We start from the raw sequence: 16925 nt of genomic DNA, 5'->3' as shown, positions 1-16925 counted from the left end.
CCCGACAACCCCTCCAACTCCCCGTACGACACCACCCGATCCCCACACACCACCGCCGAACCACCACCACCCCACAACCGCACCGGGGTCCGGTGACGGACGACGGGGGCGGGCGCGGCGGCGGTGACGGCCGGGTCCGTCGCGCCGGTGGGCGCCGAACGACGGGCCAGCTCGGCGACGGGGGTCGTGCGGTCCGCGAGGACGGCGCGCAGCAGCCGGGTGTAGGAGGCGGCGAAGTCCTCCATCGTGGCGCGGTCGAAGAGGGCCGTGGCGTACTGGAGACGAGCCGCGATCCGCCCGTCCGGCAGCAGCCCCAGGTCGAGGAAGACGTCCAGCGGACTGCCCGCCAGGGGGGCGGGCAGCAGTTCGGCCCGCAGGCCGGGCAGCCGCAACGGTTCGTAACCGGCGTTCAGGAGCGTGAAGGACGCCTGGGCCAGGGGGTGACGGGACATGTCCCGGCCGGTGACCACCTCGCCGACCACCCGGTCGAAGGGCGCCTCGGCCCGGGACAGGTCCTGCAGCACGTTGCCGCGCACCCGCTCCAGCAGGGCGCCGAAACCGGGGCCGCCGGAGAGGTCGTTGCGCAGCACCAGCGTGTTGACGAACGGACCGACGACCTCCTCGGCCCCCGGCCGACCGCGATCGGTCATGGTGCTGCACACCGCGATGTCGGTGCGGCCGGAACGGTGCGCCAGCAGCGCCTGGTAGACGGCGAGCAGGACCATGTAACGGGTGGCACGGTGCTCGCGGGCGACCCGGTCCACGTCCGCGACCACCTCGGTGGACAGGGCGAAGCGGACCACGTCGCCCTCGCCGTCCCAGAAGGCCGGGCGGGGACGGTCGGTGGGCAGTTCCAGCGGGGTGAGGCCCGCGAGTCGCCCGCGCCAGTAGTCCAGCAGGCGCTCCATGCGGGGCCCGGTCAGCCGGCGCCGCTCGTCGCGGGCGAAATCGGCGTAGCGGCGCCGGGGCGGGGAGACGGGTTCGCCCCGGTAGCCGGCGGCGAGTTCGCGGAGGAGGATGTTCCAGGACCACCCGTCGACGGCGATGTGGTGGACGATCACCAGGAGCACGTGCTCGCGCGGCGCGGTCCGGGCGAGGACCATGCGCACGGGGGGTTCGCCGGCCGGGTCGATGGGACGGCCCAGCTCCCGCGCGAAGAACTCGTCGACGTCGACGGCCGTGGTGTGCTCCAGCACCACCCTCCCGGCGTCCTCCACGTGCGGGGTCGGATCGCCGTCCGTACCGGGGTAGCGGGTGCGCAGGATCTCGTGGCGCTCCAGGATGCCCCGCAGCGACCTCTCCAGCGCCGGGATGTCGAGGTCCCCCTCCAACCGCACGGCGAGGGGCAGCAGGGCGTCGGAGGAACCGCCGGCGAGCCGGTCCATGAACCAGATGCGCCGTTGGGCGAAGGACATGACGGGGGTCTCGTCCCCTCGCGTGGTCCCCTCGGTCCCCGTGGTCTCGTGGTGCGCCGCGCCAACCCTCACTGTGGGCCTCCCTCCGGTCGGTTGCCTCCACAGTGCTGCCGGCGGGAAGCCGTCACCAGGGAAGAAGGCGCAACGCTGCGCGCAGGGGGATTGCGCGGATCGACATCGAGCGCGGCGGCGCGCCCGGGCCGGGGGTGCCGGCCCGGGCGCGCCGCCGCGCTCGATGGGTGGGAGGGACGACCGCCGGAGCGGTGGGAACCGGGACGGCGGTGGGAGCCGGGGGCGAGTCCGCGGTGGAGGCGCGGGTCAGCCCTCCTCCACCGCCACGAACCGCAACTCGGAGGTGTAGCGGTGCCCCTCGTCGTCGGTCAGCCAGCTCTGTTCGGGGGTGGGCAGCATCTCGGTGAGGGTGAGCGCGGCCCCCGGTTCCCGGCGCGCGAGCCGACGGATGGCCTTGGCGAGGATGGTCGTGTAAACCGGACTGTCGAAGTCCACGTAGAAGGGACGCGGTTCGGTGGGCGAGACCACGAAGACGAAGCGGGGCAGCCGGTGCCGCTCCCGCCAGCGGCGGGCGCCCACGTAACGGCGGGCCTCCCTCTTCTCCTCCGCGAAGTCCGCCTCCGCGGCGGGCAGTCGCCAGGTCTCGCGGGCGACCACCAGGCGGTCGATCGTCACCCGGGGGGTGTGCGGAGCCTCGGGGAGGATGTCGAACAGGTCCATGGCCAGGGTGGTCAGCGCGTGGGAGAAGACCTCCACGGCCGGGAAGGTCGCCCCGTCGGGAAGCAGGACGACCGGCTCCCCGTCCCGCTCGACCACCTCGGCCTCCGCCCCGCGGACGGTGCGCGGCCGGCGCGGGTCCGCGGTGAAGTCCACCAGCCCCACCTGGTAGTCCGTCGGCCGGACCAGGGCGTGGCGGATGCGGCCCGACAGCCGGGAACGGTGCTCCTTGGGCAGCAGCGGCATCAGACGGGGGCCGGGATGGTCGCGGTCGGTCAGGGCCACCAGCTCCCCGGGGTCGGGGTGCTGGTGGACGAAGAGCGAGGCGCCGAGGGTGTTCGCCGCCAGGTGCAGTTCGCCCAGGACGAGTTCGAAGTCCCCGCGCGCCACGGCCTCCGGTCCCGTCGCGGCGATCATGACGTCGGGGCTGAGGTAGCGGGCGGCGGTCCAGCCGGGCCGTCCGCCGCCGAAACGCTCCTCGACCGCGTTCCCGATGTCGGTCAGGGTCCCGCGCACGCGGTGCGCGCCGGGGGGCGGCTTCAGGATGTCCCACCAGTGTTCCCGGAACTCGCGCTGCAACCGGTCCGCGACACCGCGCGCCTCGCCGTGCAGGACGGGCATGCAGGCGAACCAGAAGTCGGCCAGGCCGACCGGTCCGTCGGCGGCGAGGCGGGTGTGCACGGCGCGGATCGGGCCCATCACCTCCTCCGCGAGCCGGGAGGTCAACCAGCCGGCGGCGGTGAGCAGTGGATCGAGCGGGGCGAGCGCATCCCGCACGGCCCGCCCCGTGCGAACGGTGGCGGAGCGCCGGGCGTCGGAGTAGACCAGGGCGCGGCAGGGGGCCGTGGACGCCGACTTCTCCCGGACGGCGGCGGTGTCGGTGAGGGCGGTGAAGTCCCCCTCCAGGCCGCTCAGGGCGGCCACCAGTTCGTCGGCGTCCCCGCTCTCCCCGGCGGCGCGGACACGTTCCCGGCCGCGCTCCAGCACCTCCAGCGCGGCCAGGCCGCGGTCGCGCACCTCCGGATCGTCGATCCCCTCCAACCAGGCGCGCAACCACCGTTCCGGATGGGTGGAGGCGGGAACCTCCAGTCGCCACACCGCCCAGCGGCGGGCCACCACCTCCTCCAGTACCGCCGTCACGTCGACGGCCGGGAGCGCGGCCCGGATCTCCCGGGCGGTCCGCACGCCGTCGCACAGGGCGAGGACCTCGGCCGTGGGGTCGTCCACCGTGCGCGGGGGGCGACCGGGCACCCGGACCACGTTCCCCTCCACGCGGACGAACGGCACCGGGCGGGGCGCGGTCCACTCGCGCAGGGCCGGATCGCGGTCCAGGTGTTCGGCCAGGGCGTCGACGGCCCACCCGGCGAAGTACACCTCGGTGGCCGCGATCAGTCCCCGACCGGGGTCCACGGCGACCCCCTCGACGGTCGGGTCCCAGCGTCCCCAGCCGACGGGGCCGAAGAAGCCGATGGTGTCGTTCTTCACGCAGAACCGCTGCCAGTAGTGCGCCACCAGCTCCTCGCGCTGACGCGGCATGCTGGTGCGCCCCGCGGCGCTGGGCTCCCACTTCAGGAACGGCGCGATACCCGTGCGCAACACCGTCGGGTTCTGCCACGCCACCGCCGCACGGAACCGCGGCGACGCCGCGATCTCCCGCAACCGGTGCGCCGTCGCCACCGCCGCCTCGGTGTGGAGGGCGGTGAACTCCTCCCACGCCTCGCCGGTCGGTTCCTCGTCGGCGGTGAACTTGTCGGCCGCGGCGGCCAGGCCGGGCGGGGCCAGCTCCAGCACCCCGTCGGCCGGGAAACCGGCGCCGCGCAGCGCGAACTGCTCCCACAGCCTCCGGCGCCCGAGCCGGACCGGATGCCCGCTACCCGTGTCGGCCCCGGTCTCCGTCTCGGCCCCGGTCTCCGTTCGCGTCTCCGCCCGTGTTCCCGTCACGTTCCCGTTCATGGCGTTCCGCCTCCCCGCGGTCATGCGCCGGTGAAGTCGGCCTCGACCACGGCGGCCAGTTCGGCGGGGGTGGGGTAGGCGAACAGCAGGGCGACGGGGACCTCGATGTCGAGCGCCTCCTGCAGGTGCGCGGTGATCCGGAAGGCGGTCAGCGAGTCGCCCCCCGACTCGTAGAAGTCGCTGTGCTCGTCGCACTCCGGGAGGTCGAGCGCCTCGCGGAAGGCGGTCACCAGCAGCTCGGTGACGGTGGCGACGGTGGGGCGGGCGTGGGTGGTCACGGTGTCTCCTCGGGGTCTCGGGCCCGGACGGGCGCGAACGGTTCCCCCGGAACGGATGTCCCGGGGTCGGGCTCCGGTGTGCCGGAGCGGGGCCCGGGCCGGTGCCGGCGAGCGGCGGACACCGACCGGGGCGGGTCGGTCAGGGGATCGCGGACATCGGCGGCCGGCCTCCGTTGCCACCGGAGACGATGGCCACGGCGCGTCCCCGCGCACCGTCCCGCAACGCCCCGGCCAGGGCGACGGCCCCGCTGGGCTCGGCTCGGACGCCGTGCCGGTTCAGCAGTGTCATCGCCGCCGTGATCTCGGCGTCGTCGACGGCCATCAGGGAGTCGACGCGCTCACGGACGATCGGATAGGTGATCTCTCCCGGGCACCGGCCGCGCAGGCCGTCGGCCACGGTGTCGGCTCCCGGCAGCAGCACGGGGCGGCCGACGTCCAGGGAACGGGCGTAACGCGGCAGGGCGACCGGCTCGACACCGACGACCCGCACCCGGTGGTCCCGGGCTGCCAGGCAGATCCCGGCGAGGAGGCCGCCACCGCCCACGGGCACGTAGAGGGTGTCGGTGTCCGGCGCGTCGGCCAGGATCTCCGTCCCCACGGTGCCCTGTCCGGCGACGACCAGCTCGTGGTCCGAGGAGGGCACGAGGGTCGCCCCGGTCCGCTCGGCCAGCGCGCGGGCGTGTGCCTCGCGGTCGACGACGTCCCCCGGCACGGTGACCGTCCGCGCCCCCAGGGCCCGGATGAGGGCCGCCTTGGCGGGACTGGCCCCGGCCGCCATCACCACCGTCACCTCCACCCCCAGCGGAGCGGCGAGCCGGGCGAGGGCGATGCCGTGGTTGCCGGAGGAGCCGGCGACGATCCGCCGGGCCCCCAGCCCCAGCACCGCGTTCACCGCGCCACGGGTCTTGAACGAACCGCCGTGCTGGAGGTGTTCGGCCTTCAGCAGCAGGCGCGGCAGCGTGCCGCGCGGGGTCCCGGTCAGCGGGGTTCGGCGGACGTGGAGGGCGATGCGGGACGCGGCGGCCCGGACGTCGGCGGGGCCCAGCCGGGTGTCCGAGGCGGTCACGGCGCCCCTCCGGATGCGGCCAGCGCACGACGGTCGACCTTGCCGCTGCGCGTGGTGGGCAGGGACTCCCGCCGCACGAAGCGGCGGGGCATCAGGTGCGGCGGCAGGGAGCGCAGCAGGTGGGTGCGCAGCTCGGCGTCCCCGACGCCGGCCGGCACCCCCGTCACGTGGGCGGTGAGGAAGACGCGCCCCCGGTCGTCGTTCCCGGCCGTGACCACGGCGCCGGTGACGCCCGGATGGGCCAGCAACGTCCCCTCCACCTCGGCCGGATCGACCCGGTGGCCGCGGATCTTCACCTGGCGGTCGGTGCGCCCGAGGTACTCCAGTCCGTGCGGTCCCCGGCGGGCCAGGTCCCCGGTGCGGTAGAGGCGGGCCCCGGGCGGACCCAGCGGGTCGGGGACGAAGCGTTCGGCCGTGCGGGAGGGCTGCCCCCGGTAGCCGCGCGCCACCCCGGTGCCGCCGATGAGGACCTCCCCCACCGCGCCGTCGGGCACCGGGGCCAGGTCGCCGTCCACCAGGCGCACCACCACGTGGTCCAGGGGCTCGCCGACGATGTCGGCCGCCTCCCCGGCGCGCGGCACGACGCGGCGGGTCGAGGTCATCGTGCACTCGGTGGGTCCGTACTGGTTGATCAGTTCCCCGGTCACGAGTTCCCGTCCACCGGCGGCGAGGAAGGGCCGCAGGGACTCGCCGCTGGAGGCGACCAGGCGGACCCCGGCGAGGACGTCGGCCGCGTCCGGTTGTCCGGCGAGGAAGGACAGGAAGGAGGGCGTGACGCTCAGCAGGGTGTTCACGCCGTGTTCCCGGATGGCGGCGCCCGGGGCCGCGGGGCGCATCAGCACCGCGCGGGGCACCACCACCACCCGGCCCCCCGCCAGCAGGGGGGCGAAGGTGTCGCGGAGCGAGGCGTCGTACCCCTGGGGCGCCACCTGCAGCGCGACGGTGTCCGCGCCGAGCCGGCAGTCCCGGGCGACGGAGCGCAGATAGGTGTCCAGAGCCCGGTGTTCGATCAGCACCGGGGCGGGTTCGCCGGTGGAGCCGGAGGTGTGGCTGACGTAGGCCGCGTTCCGTTCGTCCGGTCCGGCGGCCTCCCCCCGCTCACCCGCCGGCGCCGGATCGTCCATGAGCACCGGCGGCCCGGGGACGGGCAGGTCGGTGAGACGCCCGGCGAGGTCGGCGGTGGTCAGGAGCATCCGCGCCCCTCCGCTGCGCGCCAGGGCGGCGAGCCGGGCCGGGGGCTGCTCGATGTCCAGGCCGAGGAAGACGGCGCCCGAACGGATCACGGCGGCCGTGGCCACGACGGCGTCCGCGCGATCCACGGCGACGGCGCAGACGGTCTCCGGCCCGGCTCCCCGCGAGCGCAGCGCCCCGGCCAACCGCTCGACCCGGTCGATCAGCTCCCCGTAGGAGACGCTCCCCGCCGGACCGGTCACGGCCACGCGGTGCGGGTCGCGGGCGGCCAGGGCGGCGATGTCGTCGACGAAGGTGCGCATCACCGTTCACCCCCGTCCCCGTCCGCCGCGGGGGTGGTGGTGTCGACGGCCACGAAACGCAGCTCGGAGGTGTAGACGCGCCCCCGGTCATCGGTCAGCCACGCCTGTTCGGGGGTGGGCAGCATCTCGCTGATCCGCAGGCGGGCCCCCGGTTCCCGCCGGGCCAGTCGCCGGGCGGCCTTGGCGAGGATGTTGACGTAGACGGGACTGTCGAAGTCCACGTAGAAGGGGCGGGGTTCGGTCGGGGAGACGACGAAGACGAAGCGGGGCAGGTCGTGTTCGCGCCGCCACCGGCGGGCCCCCACGAAGCGGCCGGCCTCCCGCTTCTCCTCGGCGAATTCCAGCTCCGCCGCGTCGAAGGACCACGTCTCGCGGGAGACGACCATGTCGTCGATGGTGATGCGCGGGGTGTGGTCCCCCTCCGGACGCAGGCTGAAACGGTCCATCACCCGCTGCGTGAGGGTGTTGGCGTAGACGTCGAGCAGGGGAAAGACCGCCCCGTCGGGCAGGACGACGATCATCTCCCCGTCGCGCTCCTCCACCGCCACGTCCGCGCTGCGCAGGGTGCGCGGCCGGTGGGGGTCGCCGGTGTCGTCGACGAGCGCCACGTGGTAGTCCTGAGGTCGATCCAGGGAGGGGCGGCTGCGGGCGGACCACTTCAGCGGCAGTTCCTTGGGCAGCAGCGGCAGCAGACGCGGGCCCGGGAAGTCCCGGGTCGTCTCGGCCACCAGAGCCTCCCGGTCCGGGTGCTGGTGGACGAAGAGCGAGGCGCCCATGGTGTTGAGCGCGCAGTGCATCTCGCCCAGCACCAGCTCGAACTCGCCGCGCTCCACGGCCTCCCGGTCGTCGGCGAGCACCAGGAGGTCCGGGCTGACGTAACGGGCCAGGGACCACCCGGCGCCGGGCTCCTCGAACTCCTCCCGGACCCGGTCGGCGATGTCCGCCGAGTCCAGCCGCACCCGTCGTACCCCCTCCGGAACCTCCAGCACCCGGGACCACTTGGCCCGCAGCTCCTCCTGGACGGCGTCGATGTCCGCGCCCGCCCGGGGGTGCGGGGAGGGGAGGGAGGACATCCACAGGGTGCCCAGGTCCACGATCCCGTCGCCGGCGGCGGCCAGCTTGCGGTACTCCTCGCGCAGCCGACCCCCCACGACCTCGGCGACGCGATTGGTCATCCAGCGGGCGGCGGTCAGGCACATCCCCAGAGGGGTGAGCCGGTCCAGCAGATCCGTGCCCAGCGTGGCGCGGGCGGCACGTCGCGCGTCGGAGTAGACCAGCCCCCGGCAGGGAGCCGTTCGCGCGCCCTTGGCGCGCTGGGCCTCGGTCGCGGTGAGGGCGGCGAAATCGGTCTCCAGCGCCTCCAGGGCCCGGGTGAGGGGAGCTGCGTCGGTGCCGGCGGCCTGCACCGCGTCGCGTCCGCGCTCCAGGACCGCGAGGCGTTCCAACGCCTCCTCGCGCAGCTCCCGATCGCCGATGCGCACCAGGATCTCCCGCAGGGCCCGCTCGGGGAAGGAACTGGAGGGGACCTCCAGTCGCCAGTGGACCCAGCGCCGTTTGACCAGGCTCTCCACGATCCCGGTCACCCGCTCCTCGGACACCCCGAGTCCGTCGGCGATCGCGACCACCGAACGCGTTCCGTCGCACAGCTCCAGAACGGCGCGGTCCTCCTCGGAGATCTCCTGCGGGGGGCGACCGGGCAGCCGCACCCGTCCGTCGTCGAGCCGGACGAAGGAGATCCGACGCGGTGGGATCCACCGGCGCGTCCGGGGGTCCTCCCCCACCGACCGGGCCAACGCGTCGATGGCCCAGCTCGCGAAGTACACGCGGGAGTCGGCGAGGAAGCCCTCGCCCGGGTCCACGGTCACCGCGTCGTGACGGGACAGGTCCCAGCGTCCCCAGCCGACGGGGCCGAAGAAGCCGATGGTGTCGTTCTTCACGCAGAACCGCTGCCAGTAGTGCGCGACCAGTTCCTCGCGCTGACGCGGCATGCTGGTGCGCCCCGCGGCGCTGGGCTCCCACTTCAGGAACGGCGCGATACCCGTGCGCAACACCGTCGGGTTCTGCCACGCCACCGCCGCACGGAACCGCGGCGACGCCGCGATCTCCCGCAACCGGTGCGCCGTCGCCACCGCCGCCGCGTCGAACGCCTCGACGAAGCCCTCCCACTCCGGGCCCGAGGGGCGCCGATCGGAGTCGAACTTGTCCGCGGCGGCGGCCAGGCCGGGCGGGGCCAGTTCCAGCACCCCGTCGGCCGGGAAACCCGGCCCCCGCAGGGCGAAGTGTTCCCACAGCCGCCACCCCCCGGTGGGCAGCTGCACGTTCTCCGGAACGTCCGGCATGGCGGGACTCCTTCCACAGCGGGGTCGGCGGTGCCTCGGTGTACCGGAACACTGCCGCCGCGCCTCTCCCCCTCACCAGGGAAGGAGTCGCACGGTCGATTGCCGCCGGCGCTGCGCGTTTCTCCCTGTCCGTCGCCGCGTTCCCGGCCCACGCTGGTGCCGGACGTTTCCACCGCACCCGGGAGGACCGAGGCGATGACCGACGGCAACGAGACCGGCTACCTGGTCGTGCGCAACGACGAGGATCAGTACTCCATCTGGCGCGAGGGCCGGGACCTCCCTCCCGGTTGGCACGCCGAGGGCACCACCGGCACCCGGCAGGAGTGCCTGGACCACATCGGACGGGTGTGGACCGACATGCGCCCCCGGTCGCTGCGCGAGCGCATGGCGGCGAGCGCCGGCTGAGCCGGCCCACGGCCACGGGCCCCGACCTCCCGGACACTCCCCGGGGATCGGGGCCCGTGGCCGTGGGCGAGCGCCCCGGCGGCGCGCCCGGCCGGCCGGCGCGTGTCAGTCCGCCAAAGAGCCCCCGAAGATCTGCCAGGCCAGGACGGACTTGGCGACCAGGCTGAGCACCAGGTACGCCTTCTCACCGTAGGCGTAGGTGGCCCACGGTCCGATTTCGCGGTACTGGAGCCACTGGTTGACGCCGAAGCTGAAGAAGAAGACCGCTTGGGCGAGGATGATGCCGTAGACGAAGCCGGGGACCGTTTCGGAGGCGGCGATGTTGAAGGCGATGGACACCCACGGCCCCAGGCCGGCGATGGTCCCGAACCAGAAGGGCAGCATGGTGGTGGCCGTGCGGCCGGGCGGGTTCATGAGTTCCTGGAGCCACCCGAAGAAGATCATCGCGGCGTTGGCAGCGGCGATGACGATCAGGGCGTTGATGCCGGTGATGCCGGAGTAAAGGCTGATGAGGATGATCATCAGGGTGGCGCTGACCGAGTACTCGAGCCATCGGAAGCGATTGATCCCACGCCGCAGGTCGCGTTCATACGCGCCGCGCAGCACTGTGGCCGTCAGCAGATGATCGAGGGCCGCCAGCCCCAGGAAGACGGCGATGGCCCAGGCGATCGGCACGTCGAACAGCGCTTCCGGGGCGGGCGGGGCCGTGCCGGGAGGCCCCTCGGGGACGGATGAGGTGACCGTGATCGAGAAGCCGCCGGCGAGCAGGACGATGAGCGCGGCCTGGGCGACGTGCAACAAGGTGAGACCGAGGTTCCACACGCGGAGTCCGGCCAGTCGCTTCCCGGTGACACCGCTTGCCACCGGCTCGCTGCCGTCGTTGCGCATCGGTGTTCCTCCCGGTTCCGGTACTGCTCTCCGGTGCTACGGCCCTACACCGCTTTCGGTGTCAATATGGACGAATCCCCCGGGGCTTGCCACCCGGTCTCTCCGCACCCGGCACCGCTCACCCGCGTATCCAAGCCGGTCGGGAGAGGTCACCTCAGCGGTGCGGGCGTCCGCATCCCTCCACTCGCCGGCGGACAGAGGGGGGAGGCGGCCCCGGCCACGGACATCGAACCGCCGTGTGCGAGTCCGCGGACGACGGGGGTGTTTCACATGCGCCGTGAACGGGGTTGTGCGCACGTCCTCACGCCCCGGCCCCACCCACGGTGACGAGGTGGGGCGGGCACACACGGTGGTGGCCGTGCAGGCGATGCGGATGGGTCCGCCGAGGGCCGCACCCCGGGTGAGGCGCCCGGTACCGTCCACCGGGCTCCGGCGCGCTCAGCCGGGGGGCCTGCGCGTTCCCCGGGCAGGGCGGAGGTCTGCGGGCAGGGCGTGGCACCCCGCGGTTGACCTACGGACACGAGGTTCTGGCCAACGCCCCGGATCACCGGGCGTTCATGGGCCCCGCTGCCGGTGATCGACGAGTTGCCGTATCTCCTCCGGTGCTCTCCCGAGATGCCCGGCCCGCTCCGGCAGGTCTGCGACGAACGGCAGCGGGATACCGGGGCCGGCCCCGGAGCGCGGGTGACCCGCGGGTCCGCGATGAGCGTCATGCGCGGACCGCTGCCGGGAATGAAGCCACCGCGCCGTTCGTGATCACGGTTTTGGTCACCCACCGTGGACCCGGTGGGAAAAGTGATCCGGAATCATGATGCGCCCGCCGCCCGGAGGCGTGGGGACCGGAAACCCGGACTCGGGCCATGTGGTCGGACCGGGGTGCCCACCGGCCCGATATCCGTGAGGACGACAGGATCCACGTGCCGGCCGGTGACGGCAGAGTGGCCTTCATCGACACCCGGGACCCGGGCGAGCCGGCCGCCCGGATTCTTGAGGACCCGCGCGGGCACGTCGGACGCGCCTACCCTCTCACCGGGCCCCGGGCGCTCACCTTCGAGGAGGTGGCGGAGCTCCTGACGGAGGAGCTTGGCCGACCGGTCCGTTACGACCCCGCGACGATACCGGGGTATCTGCGCCACCTCCGAGCGCGTGGGCTGCCCCGGGTTCAGATGCTCGTTCAGACCGTCCTGCACGCCGGGCTGCGGCGCGGCGACGCGGAGAAGGTCGACCCCACCCTGGCCGAATCGCCCGGGCGGCCCCCCGGGTCGATGCGTGCCTATCCGAGTGATCACCGCGCACTGTGGGCGAAGGAGTCGCCCCCGGGGGGGGGACGGCGGGTGAGCCCGGCGACTGAAGAGCGGGGCCGGCGGGAAATCGCGATGAGGTGTCAGTGGCTGCCGTAGGCCCGCAGCACCCGCTCCACGATGCGTTCGCCGTAAGCGCGGTCCACGCTCTCACCGGCGAGCAGTCGGCGGTAGAAAACCGCGCCGGAGAGCAGATCGACGAGTTCACCCGGGTCGGTGTCAGCGGGTAGCTCCCCGCGTTCGATCCCCCGCTCCAGCGCCCGTCGCACGGGCTCGGTGCGGGTGGCGGCGAAGCGCTGGTGCACTTCGGCGAACTCGGGGTCCCGCAGGGCAGCGTCGAGAAGGGAGGGGAGGAGTGCCGCCCACCGGCTGTGCGCCAGTGCTTCGCACAGACCGCCGATGAGGGCCCGGAGGTCGGCGCGCAGTGAGCCGAGGTCGGGTGCGGCCGGGGTGTCGATGCAGGTGTCGATCGCGGCAAGGATCACTTCGCCCTTGGTCGACCAGTGCCGGTAGATGGTGGTTTTGGCCACCCCCGAACGCTCGGCGATGGAGTCGACCGAGGTCCCCGCCACGCCCCGCGTGGCGAGCAGGTCAAGCGTGACCTCGATGATTCTGGCCCTGGAGCGGGATACCCGGGGATCGGTCGACACGTGAAGCCTTTCCTTCTCGTTCCTGTCGCGTGCGCCGCGCAGTCCGCGGCCCGCGACGCCCGTCACGGCGAGCGGCGTCACCACGAGCAGGGCACCGGCCGCGCGGGAGCGACAAGGGAAGGTCGCGGAACCGTGAGGGCCAGTCTAGGCAGCGAGGACTGCCCGACAGGCCCCTTGGGGCGATCCGCTCAACACCTTCGCTACGCTACGGTATCGTAGTGAAGGGAGAGGGTGTCGGCTCGTCCGGACGACCGTCGTCGCCCGGCGGGTCCCTCCGTCCGGGGGAACCCCGGCACTCCGGCTCTCCCCCTCCCGCCGTCCGTCACCATGTCGGCCCATCGGGCCCTCACAAGGAAAGGGGTGCACCGTGAGTACCGCTCCCGAAGCTCGTCTCACCGCCCTCGGCACGCCCCCCACCCGCTTTCGTCTGCTCGCCGCGGTCTCGGGAGCCCTCGCCGCCGCGGCAGCGCACCTCATCGCCCTGGCCGCTGGTGCGGAGATGCTGGTTCCGGCCTTCGAGGGGGAGGGGACGCAGCAGATCGCCACGGTGGGGGTGCTCGCCTCCGCTTTCGGGGCCACCCTCATCGGGTGGGCGGTTGCCCGGGGAGCGGAGCGGTTCACGCCCCGTCCTCGTGCCGCGTGGCTCGCTTTCGCCGCCGTCGGCCTGCTGCTGTCCTTCGTGCCGGTGATCGCGATCGACGCGACCGGGCTCACCCGGGCCGTGCTCGCCCTTCAGCATCTTCTCGTCGCCGTGATCGTCATACCGGTATTCGCTCGCACCCTGCCGCGCGATGCCGGGAGCCCGGCCGCTGCCCCGACTCCCCCGACCTGAGGGCGCTGGGGGCCACCGGCCCGGATACGCCCGGCTCGCGGCCGATTTGAGGATCCGAACCACGACCGCCCACCGGTACACCACCGAGGCCGTGGAGGTCCCGGCCGCTCTCGCTCCGAGCCTCGCCGAGACGGCACGGACCGCCTCGGCGAAGGCGTTCGTGCTGCCGTACGGCACGCTCCCGCCGATCGACCGCATCGCCGCCCACCGGCCGTTCCACTCCGGCACACACAAGAGACACGGGACGAACGTGCAGGTCATCGCCGACCCCTTCGGCCGACTGCCATCGAGTACGACTCCCGACCCCGTACGAGGTCTGGTCCGCGAAGAAGGCAGTCCGTATCGCGCGCGAGGGCGTGGAGAGTTCCCCACGACTCGGACGCGGACGCCGGAGGATCGAGGGGAACTCTCCACGCCCCTGCGCGCGATACGGACGGCCAGGCGTTGGCCGCGCGTCCATCGACGCGGGTCGGGGATGTCACAGGCCTCCGGTCCGCGTGGATCCGCCCCGGTCGGTGGTGGCGGCCGCGTTCGGGGTCGTGTCCCGATGGGAGGCCGGACAACAGCGGCTTCACCCCTTGGCTGTCCCGGGCGTTGCCGGTGGGGACGGCGACCACGAGGGGCAGGCCGTTCGCATCGGACAGCACAGCGTCCCGGGGCCCGGCCTACCCCGGTCGACGGGACTCGGCCCCGGGCCCACATCCCGGGCCGGATCGGGAACCGCCGGTGCGCGGTGGGCCCGGGGATCCCGAAACACGGCGGCCGAGGCCCGGGCACACCCACTGGTGAGCACGTACACGATCGCGGCGAACACCGCCTCATCAGGGGTGTTCCGCCTCCCCCGCCCTGCGGCCACACCCGCTCGCACCACAACAACGGCTCCACGAGACACCACAAACCATAATGAAAGATCCAAAACCCCACCAACCACTCCCCACGCCCATTCAAGGGGGTTGGGGAACATCCATGTCAGATCGTGCGCCAAGCCTCCGTCGGCCCTGGTGGGTGGCCAACAGGGCTTCGGTCTCGGGGTCGGGCTGAAGTCTTCCCACGGATAACGCCCTATTATCCGGGGTAGTGTTGATCGCGACCTGCGGCGATGACTCCGGGACGCTACGTGAAGCGGCCCTGTTATCTGCGGCAAGGGGGAAGCGGTGGCCACCGTTGGGCAGCTGCCCGCCGGGAAGGTGCTGACCGTTCGCACGGCGGCGGACGCGTTCCTCAACTCGCTCAACAATGCGAACACCCTGCGGTCGTACGGGACCGGCGTCGGCAAGACTGCCGAGCACCTCGGTGATGCCCGTCCCCTGGCCACGGCTGTAGATGACGAGATCGGCGCGGCCCTGGAACTGCTGTGGGGCGAAGCGGCGGTCAACACCTGGAACGCCCGCCGGGCGGCGGTGCTGTCCTGGCCGGGCTGGTGTGCCGAGCGCGGGTACGACGGTCCGGAGGTCCCGGCCCGGGTGAAGCGGGTGACGCCACCGGACTCCGAGACTCCGGCCCACTCGAAGATGGCGATCGACCGGCTGATCGCCCGCCGCGATGTCCACCTGCGGGAGAAGACGCTCTGGCGGATGCTTTACGAGACATGCGCGCGGGCGGAGGAGATCCTCGGCATCAACATCGAGGAGTTGGACCTCGCCGGCCGCCGTGTCCGTGTGAAGGCCAAGGGCGCCCAGCCGCGTACGCGTCGCCGAGGCGCCCCGCGTGAGGATTTCGTGCTGGAGCCGGTCTTCTGGGACGCCGGCACGGCCCGGCTGCTTCCCCGGCTGATCAAGGGCCGCACGCGCGGGCCGGTGTTCGTCACCCACCGCAGGCCGGGCCCGGGGAAGGTTGTCAGCCCGCGCGACGTCTGCCCGGACACCGGCCTCGCCCGCTTGTCGTACGGGCAGGCCCGTGCCCTGCTCGACGCCCACACGGTCCGTGGCGGAGTGCCGGGCACGGGTTGGGATCTGCACGAGTGGCGGCACTCCGGCCTCACCCACCTCGGCGAGGCCGGCGCGAGTCTGCCGATGCTCATGGCGAAGTCACGGCACAAGAAGCCCGAGAACCTCCGCCGCTACTTCAAACCCTCCGCGGATGCGATTGCTGAGCTCACCGGTTTCCTCGTTCCTGGCACAAGGCACGGATGATGGGGACAGGTGAGAACGGAAGAGAATGTCGAACAGCGAAGTGCTGCTTGACAGGCCCCGGCGGTGGCGGGCAAGGGTCAGGCCAGCATGTTCTCGATGAGGTCGGCGGCGTGCGGGGTGCCGCCCTCGGCCCGCGCCCTGGCGCGCAACAGTGCCGAGCGGCGGGTGACGTCCGCGTCGGTGACCAGGTCGTTCAGGGTCGCCCGCAGGGTCTCGGCGGTCGCTTCCGCGGTGTCGATGCGACGGGCCACGCCTAGTTCCACGAGTCGGTCGGCGTTCATGAACTGGTCGGCGGCCTGCGGCACGGCGATCATCGGGACGCCTGCCAGCAGCCCTTCGCCGCAGCCGCCCATACCGGCGTGGGTCACGAAGGCGTCCGCCTGCTCCAGGATCGTCCGCTGCGGGACCCAGGAGTGCACCTCGACGTTGGGCGGGATGTCGCCGAGCTCTTGCGGGTCGGTGTACTTCCCGATCTGGAGTACGACGTGCCAGCCGGGCAGATTGCCGTAGGCCGTCAGGCACTGACGGTAGAACTCCGGTTGACGGGTGTACGCCGAGCCCAGGGAGATCAGTAGCACGTTCTCCGCGTCCGCCGGACGGGTCCAGCTGCCCGTGCCCGCGGCTGCGTCGAAGCAGGGCCCGACGAAGGTCACCGTGTCGGTGTCGACGCGGTCGGCGTGTGGCTGCATCGCCCGGGTGATCAGGGCCAGGGCCCGCGACGGCCGGCCGGAGAAGGCGTCTACGTCGGTGGTGGACGCCCCGCAGTCGGCGAGCCACCGTGCGAACTTGGCCCGGTAGGCGTCGGCCCCCGGTAGTTGCCGCAGGTGGGCCGCGACGTCCCGGTCATAGCCGTCCCAGGCCACGAACGTCGGGGAGAGCTGCATGAGGGGTCGGTCCTGCGTCTCGGCGAGGGCGCGCGCAGCGTAGGCGCCGATGTCGTACAGGTACAGGTCCGCCGGGTCGTGGTGGTAGGCGGCGTGCAACTGGGGCAGTGCTTGGATGGCGTTGTCGAGGAAAAGGCCCATCGCGGCGATGGGGTCGTCGGGCCAGTTGTTGTCGGCGACCGGCAGCACGGAAGTGCAGGTAAGCAGTTCGGCGCCGGTGGCCGTGATCAGGTCGGCCACCGCCGGGTCGTTGGCGTAGGTCACGCGGTGGCCGCGGGCCACCAGCTCGCGGATGATCTCAAGGCTGGGCCGGACGTGGCTGACGGCGGGGATGCCGACCATCGCGATGTGGGCACGGCGACGGGACATGGATGATCACTCACTTCAGGTCTACGGGGGAAGGGACACGACAAGCCCGTGCGCCGGCCTATCCGAGAGCCTTGGATATAGGCATGCACATGGGATGCGGGGAGACGGGGCGCTGCCCGACCGTGTCAGCCGTAGATCTGAAGGAGGAAGAACATACCCACGACCCTAGCCTGCCCTCAGGTTTGAGGGCA

At 72.9% G+C, this 16925-nt stretch carries 13 protein-coding genes and 1 pseudogene; 5 read left to right on the top strand and 9 right to left on the bottom strand.

Features of this window, described 5'->3' with window-relative positions:
- The 6 genes from FOE67_RS00705 to FOE67_RS00680 form a co-directional block, all read right to left on the bottom strand.
- A partial coding sequence (locus tag FOE67_RS00705) for a condensation domain-containing protein (RefSeq protein ID WP_323383960.1) occupies nucleotides 1–1487 on the bottom strand: 1487 nt, incomplete at its 3' end.
- Nucleotides 1488–1733: 246 nt separating this feature from the next.
- Nucleotides 1734–4097, bottom strand: coding sequence for a lantibiotic dehydratase (locus FOE67_RS00700; RefSeq protein WP_182659768.1), 2364 nt, complete (start codon nucleotides 4095–4097; stop codon nucleotides 1734–1736).
- Between the two features lie 20 nt (nucleotides 4098–4117).
- Nucleotides 4118–4375 (bottom strand): acyl carrier protein, encoded by a 258-nt coding sequence (locus tag FOE67_RS00695; protein ID WP_143623229.1) that lies wholly within the window; start codon nucleotides 4373–4375, stop codon nucleotides 4118–4120.
- Nucleotides 4376–4514: 139 nt separating this feature from the next.
- Nucleotides 4515–5441 carry a threonine ammonia-lyase gene (locus FOE67_RS00690; RefSeq protein ID WP_182659767.1) on the bottom strand — a complete coding sequence of 309 codons (927 nt, stop codon included), beginning with the start codon at nucleotides 5439–5441 and terminating at the stop codon, nucleotides 4515–4517.
- Complete coding sequence (locus FOE67_RS00685; RefSeq protein WP_182659766.1) at nucleotides 5438–6934, bottom strand: amino acid adenylation domain-containing protein; 1497 nt, start codon at nucleotides 6932–6934, stop codon at nucleotides 5438–5440. The genes FOE67_RS00690 and FOE67_RS00685 overlap by 4 nt, the downstream gene beginning before the upstream one ends.
- Nucleotides 6934–9273: a lantibiotic dehydratase gene (locus tag FOE67_RS00680; protein WP_182659765.1), complete on the bottom strand. Its 2340-nt coding sequence runs from the start codon at nucleotides 9271–9273 to the stop codon at nucleotides 6934–6936. The genes FOE67_RS00685 and FOE67_RS00680 overlap by 1 nt, the downstream gene beginning before the upstream one ends.
- Nucleotides 9274–9468: 195 nt before the next feature.
- On the opposite strand from FOE67_RS00680, the gene FOE67_RS00675 reads away from it, so the two are divergent.
- Nucleotides 9469–9678, top strand: coding sequence for an MbtH family protein (locus FOE67_RS00675; protein ID WP_143621851.1), 210 nt, complete (start codon nucleotides 9469–9471; stop codon nucleotides 9676–9678).
- A gap of 105 nt (nucleotides 9679–9783) precedes the next feature.
- Here FOE67_RS00675 and heR read toward each other — a convergent pair whose 3' ends face one another.
- Nucleotides 9784–10566 carry a heliorhodopsin HeR gene (gene heR, locus FOE67_RS00670; protein WP_182659764.1) on the bottom strand — a complete coding sequence of 261 codons (783 nt, stop codon included), beginning with the start codon at nucleotides 10564–10566 and terminating at the stop codon, nucleotides 9784–9786.
- 917 nt (nucleotides 10567–11483) lie between these two features.
- On the opposite strand from heR, the gene FOE67_RS00665 reads away from it, so the two are divergent.
- Nucleotides 11484–11966: a Rossmann-fold NAD(P)-binding domain-containing protein gene (locus FOE67_RS00665; protein WP_182659763.1), complete on the top strand. Its 483-nt coding sequence runs from the start codon at nucleotides 11484–11486 to the stop codon at nucleotides 11964–11966.
- Here FOE67_RS00665 and FOE67_RS00660 read toward each other — a convergent pair.
- Nucleotides 11951–12517 carry a TetR/AcrR family transcriptional regulator gene (locus FOE67_RS00660; protein WP_182659762.1) on the bottom strand — a complete coding sequence of 189 codons (567 nt, stop codon included), beginning with the start codon at nucleotides 12515–12517 and terminating at the stop codon, nucleotides 11951–11953. The genes FOE67_RS00665 and FOE67_RS00660 overlap by 16 nt on opposite strands.
- 367 nt (nucleotides 12518–12884) lie before the next feature.
- Here FOE67_RS00660 and FOE67_RS00655 point away from each other — a divergent pair, with 367 nt between their 5' ends.
- From FOE67_RS00655 to FOE67_RS00645, 3 genes and pseudogenes are all read left to right on the top strand, one after another.
- Nucleotides 12885–13349: a DUF6069 family protein gene (locus FOE67_RS00655; protein WP_182659761.1), complete on the top strand. Its 465-nt coding sequence runs from the start codon at nucleotides 12885–12887 to the stop codon at nucleotides 13347–13349.
- Nucleotides 13350–13374: 25 nt separating this feature from the next.
- Nucleotides 13375–13632, top strand: a pseudogene (locus tag FOE67_RS00650) (IS5/IS1182 family transposase); the annotation flags it as partial.
- An 871-nt stretch (nucleotides 13633–14503) separates the two neighbouring features.
- Nucleotides 14504–15481: a tyrosine-type recombinase/integrase gene (locus FOE67_RS00645; RefSeq protein WP_182659760.1), complete on the top strand. Its 978-nt coding sequence runs from the start codon at nucleotides 14504–14506 to the stop codon at nucleotides 15479–15481.
- Between the two features lie 77 nt (nucleotides 15482–15558).
- On the opposite strand, the gene FOE67_RS00640 is transcribed toward FOE67_RS00645, so the two are convergent.
- The gene (locus FOE67_RS00640; protein WP_228473417.1) at nucleotides 15559–16734 is read right to left on the bottom strand and encodes a macrolide family glycosyltransferase; all 1176 of its coding nucleotides are present in this window, start codon (nucleotides 16732–16734) and stop codon (nucleotides 15559–15561) included.
- Nucleotides 16735–16925 lie beyond the last annotated feature (191 nt).

The sequence above is a fragment of the Streptomyces calidiresistens genome, assembly GCF_014141525.1.
Classification (GTDB): Bacteria; Actinomycetota; Actinomycetes; order Streptomycetales; family Streptomycetaceae; genus Streptomyces; species Streptomyces calidiresistens.
Note: the sequence above shows the minus strand (reverse complement) of the source record. Positions and strands in the feature narration are given on the sequence as shown.

Coding starts and splice junctions, on each gene's coding strand:
- FOE67_RS00700 (WP_182659768.1), bottom strand. CDS start 4,097: ATGAACGGGAACGTGACGGGAACACGGGCGGAGACGCGAACGGAGACC.
- FOE67_RS00685 (WP_182659766.1), bottom strand. CDS start 6,934: ATGCGCACCTTCGTCGACGACATCGCCGCCCTGGCCGCCCGCGACCCG.
- FOE67_RS00680 (WP_182659765.1), bottom strand. CDS start 9,273: ATGCCGGACGTTCCGGAGAACGTGCAGCTGCCCACCGGGGGGTGGCGG.
- FOE67_RS00675 (WP_143621851.1), top strand. CDS start 9,469: ATGACCGACGGCAACGAGACCGGCTACCTGGTCGTGCGCAACGACGAG.
- heR (WP_182659764.1), bottom strand. CDS start 10,566: ATGCGCAACGACGGCAGCGAGCCGGTGGCAAGCGGTGTCACCGGGAAG.
- FOE67_RS00640 (WP_228473417.1), bottom strand. CDS start 16,734: ATGTCCCGTCGCCGTGCCCACATCGCGATGGTCGGCATCCCCGCCGTC.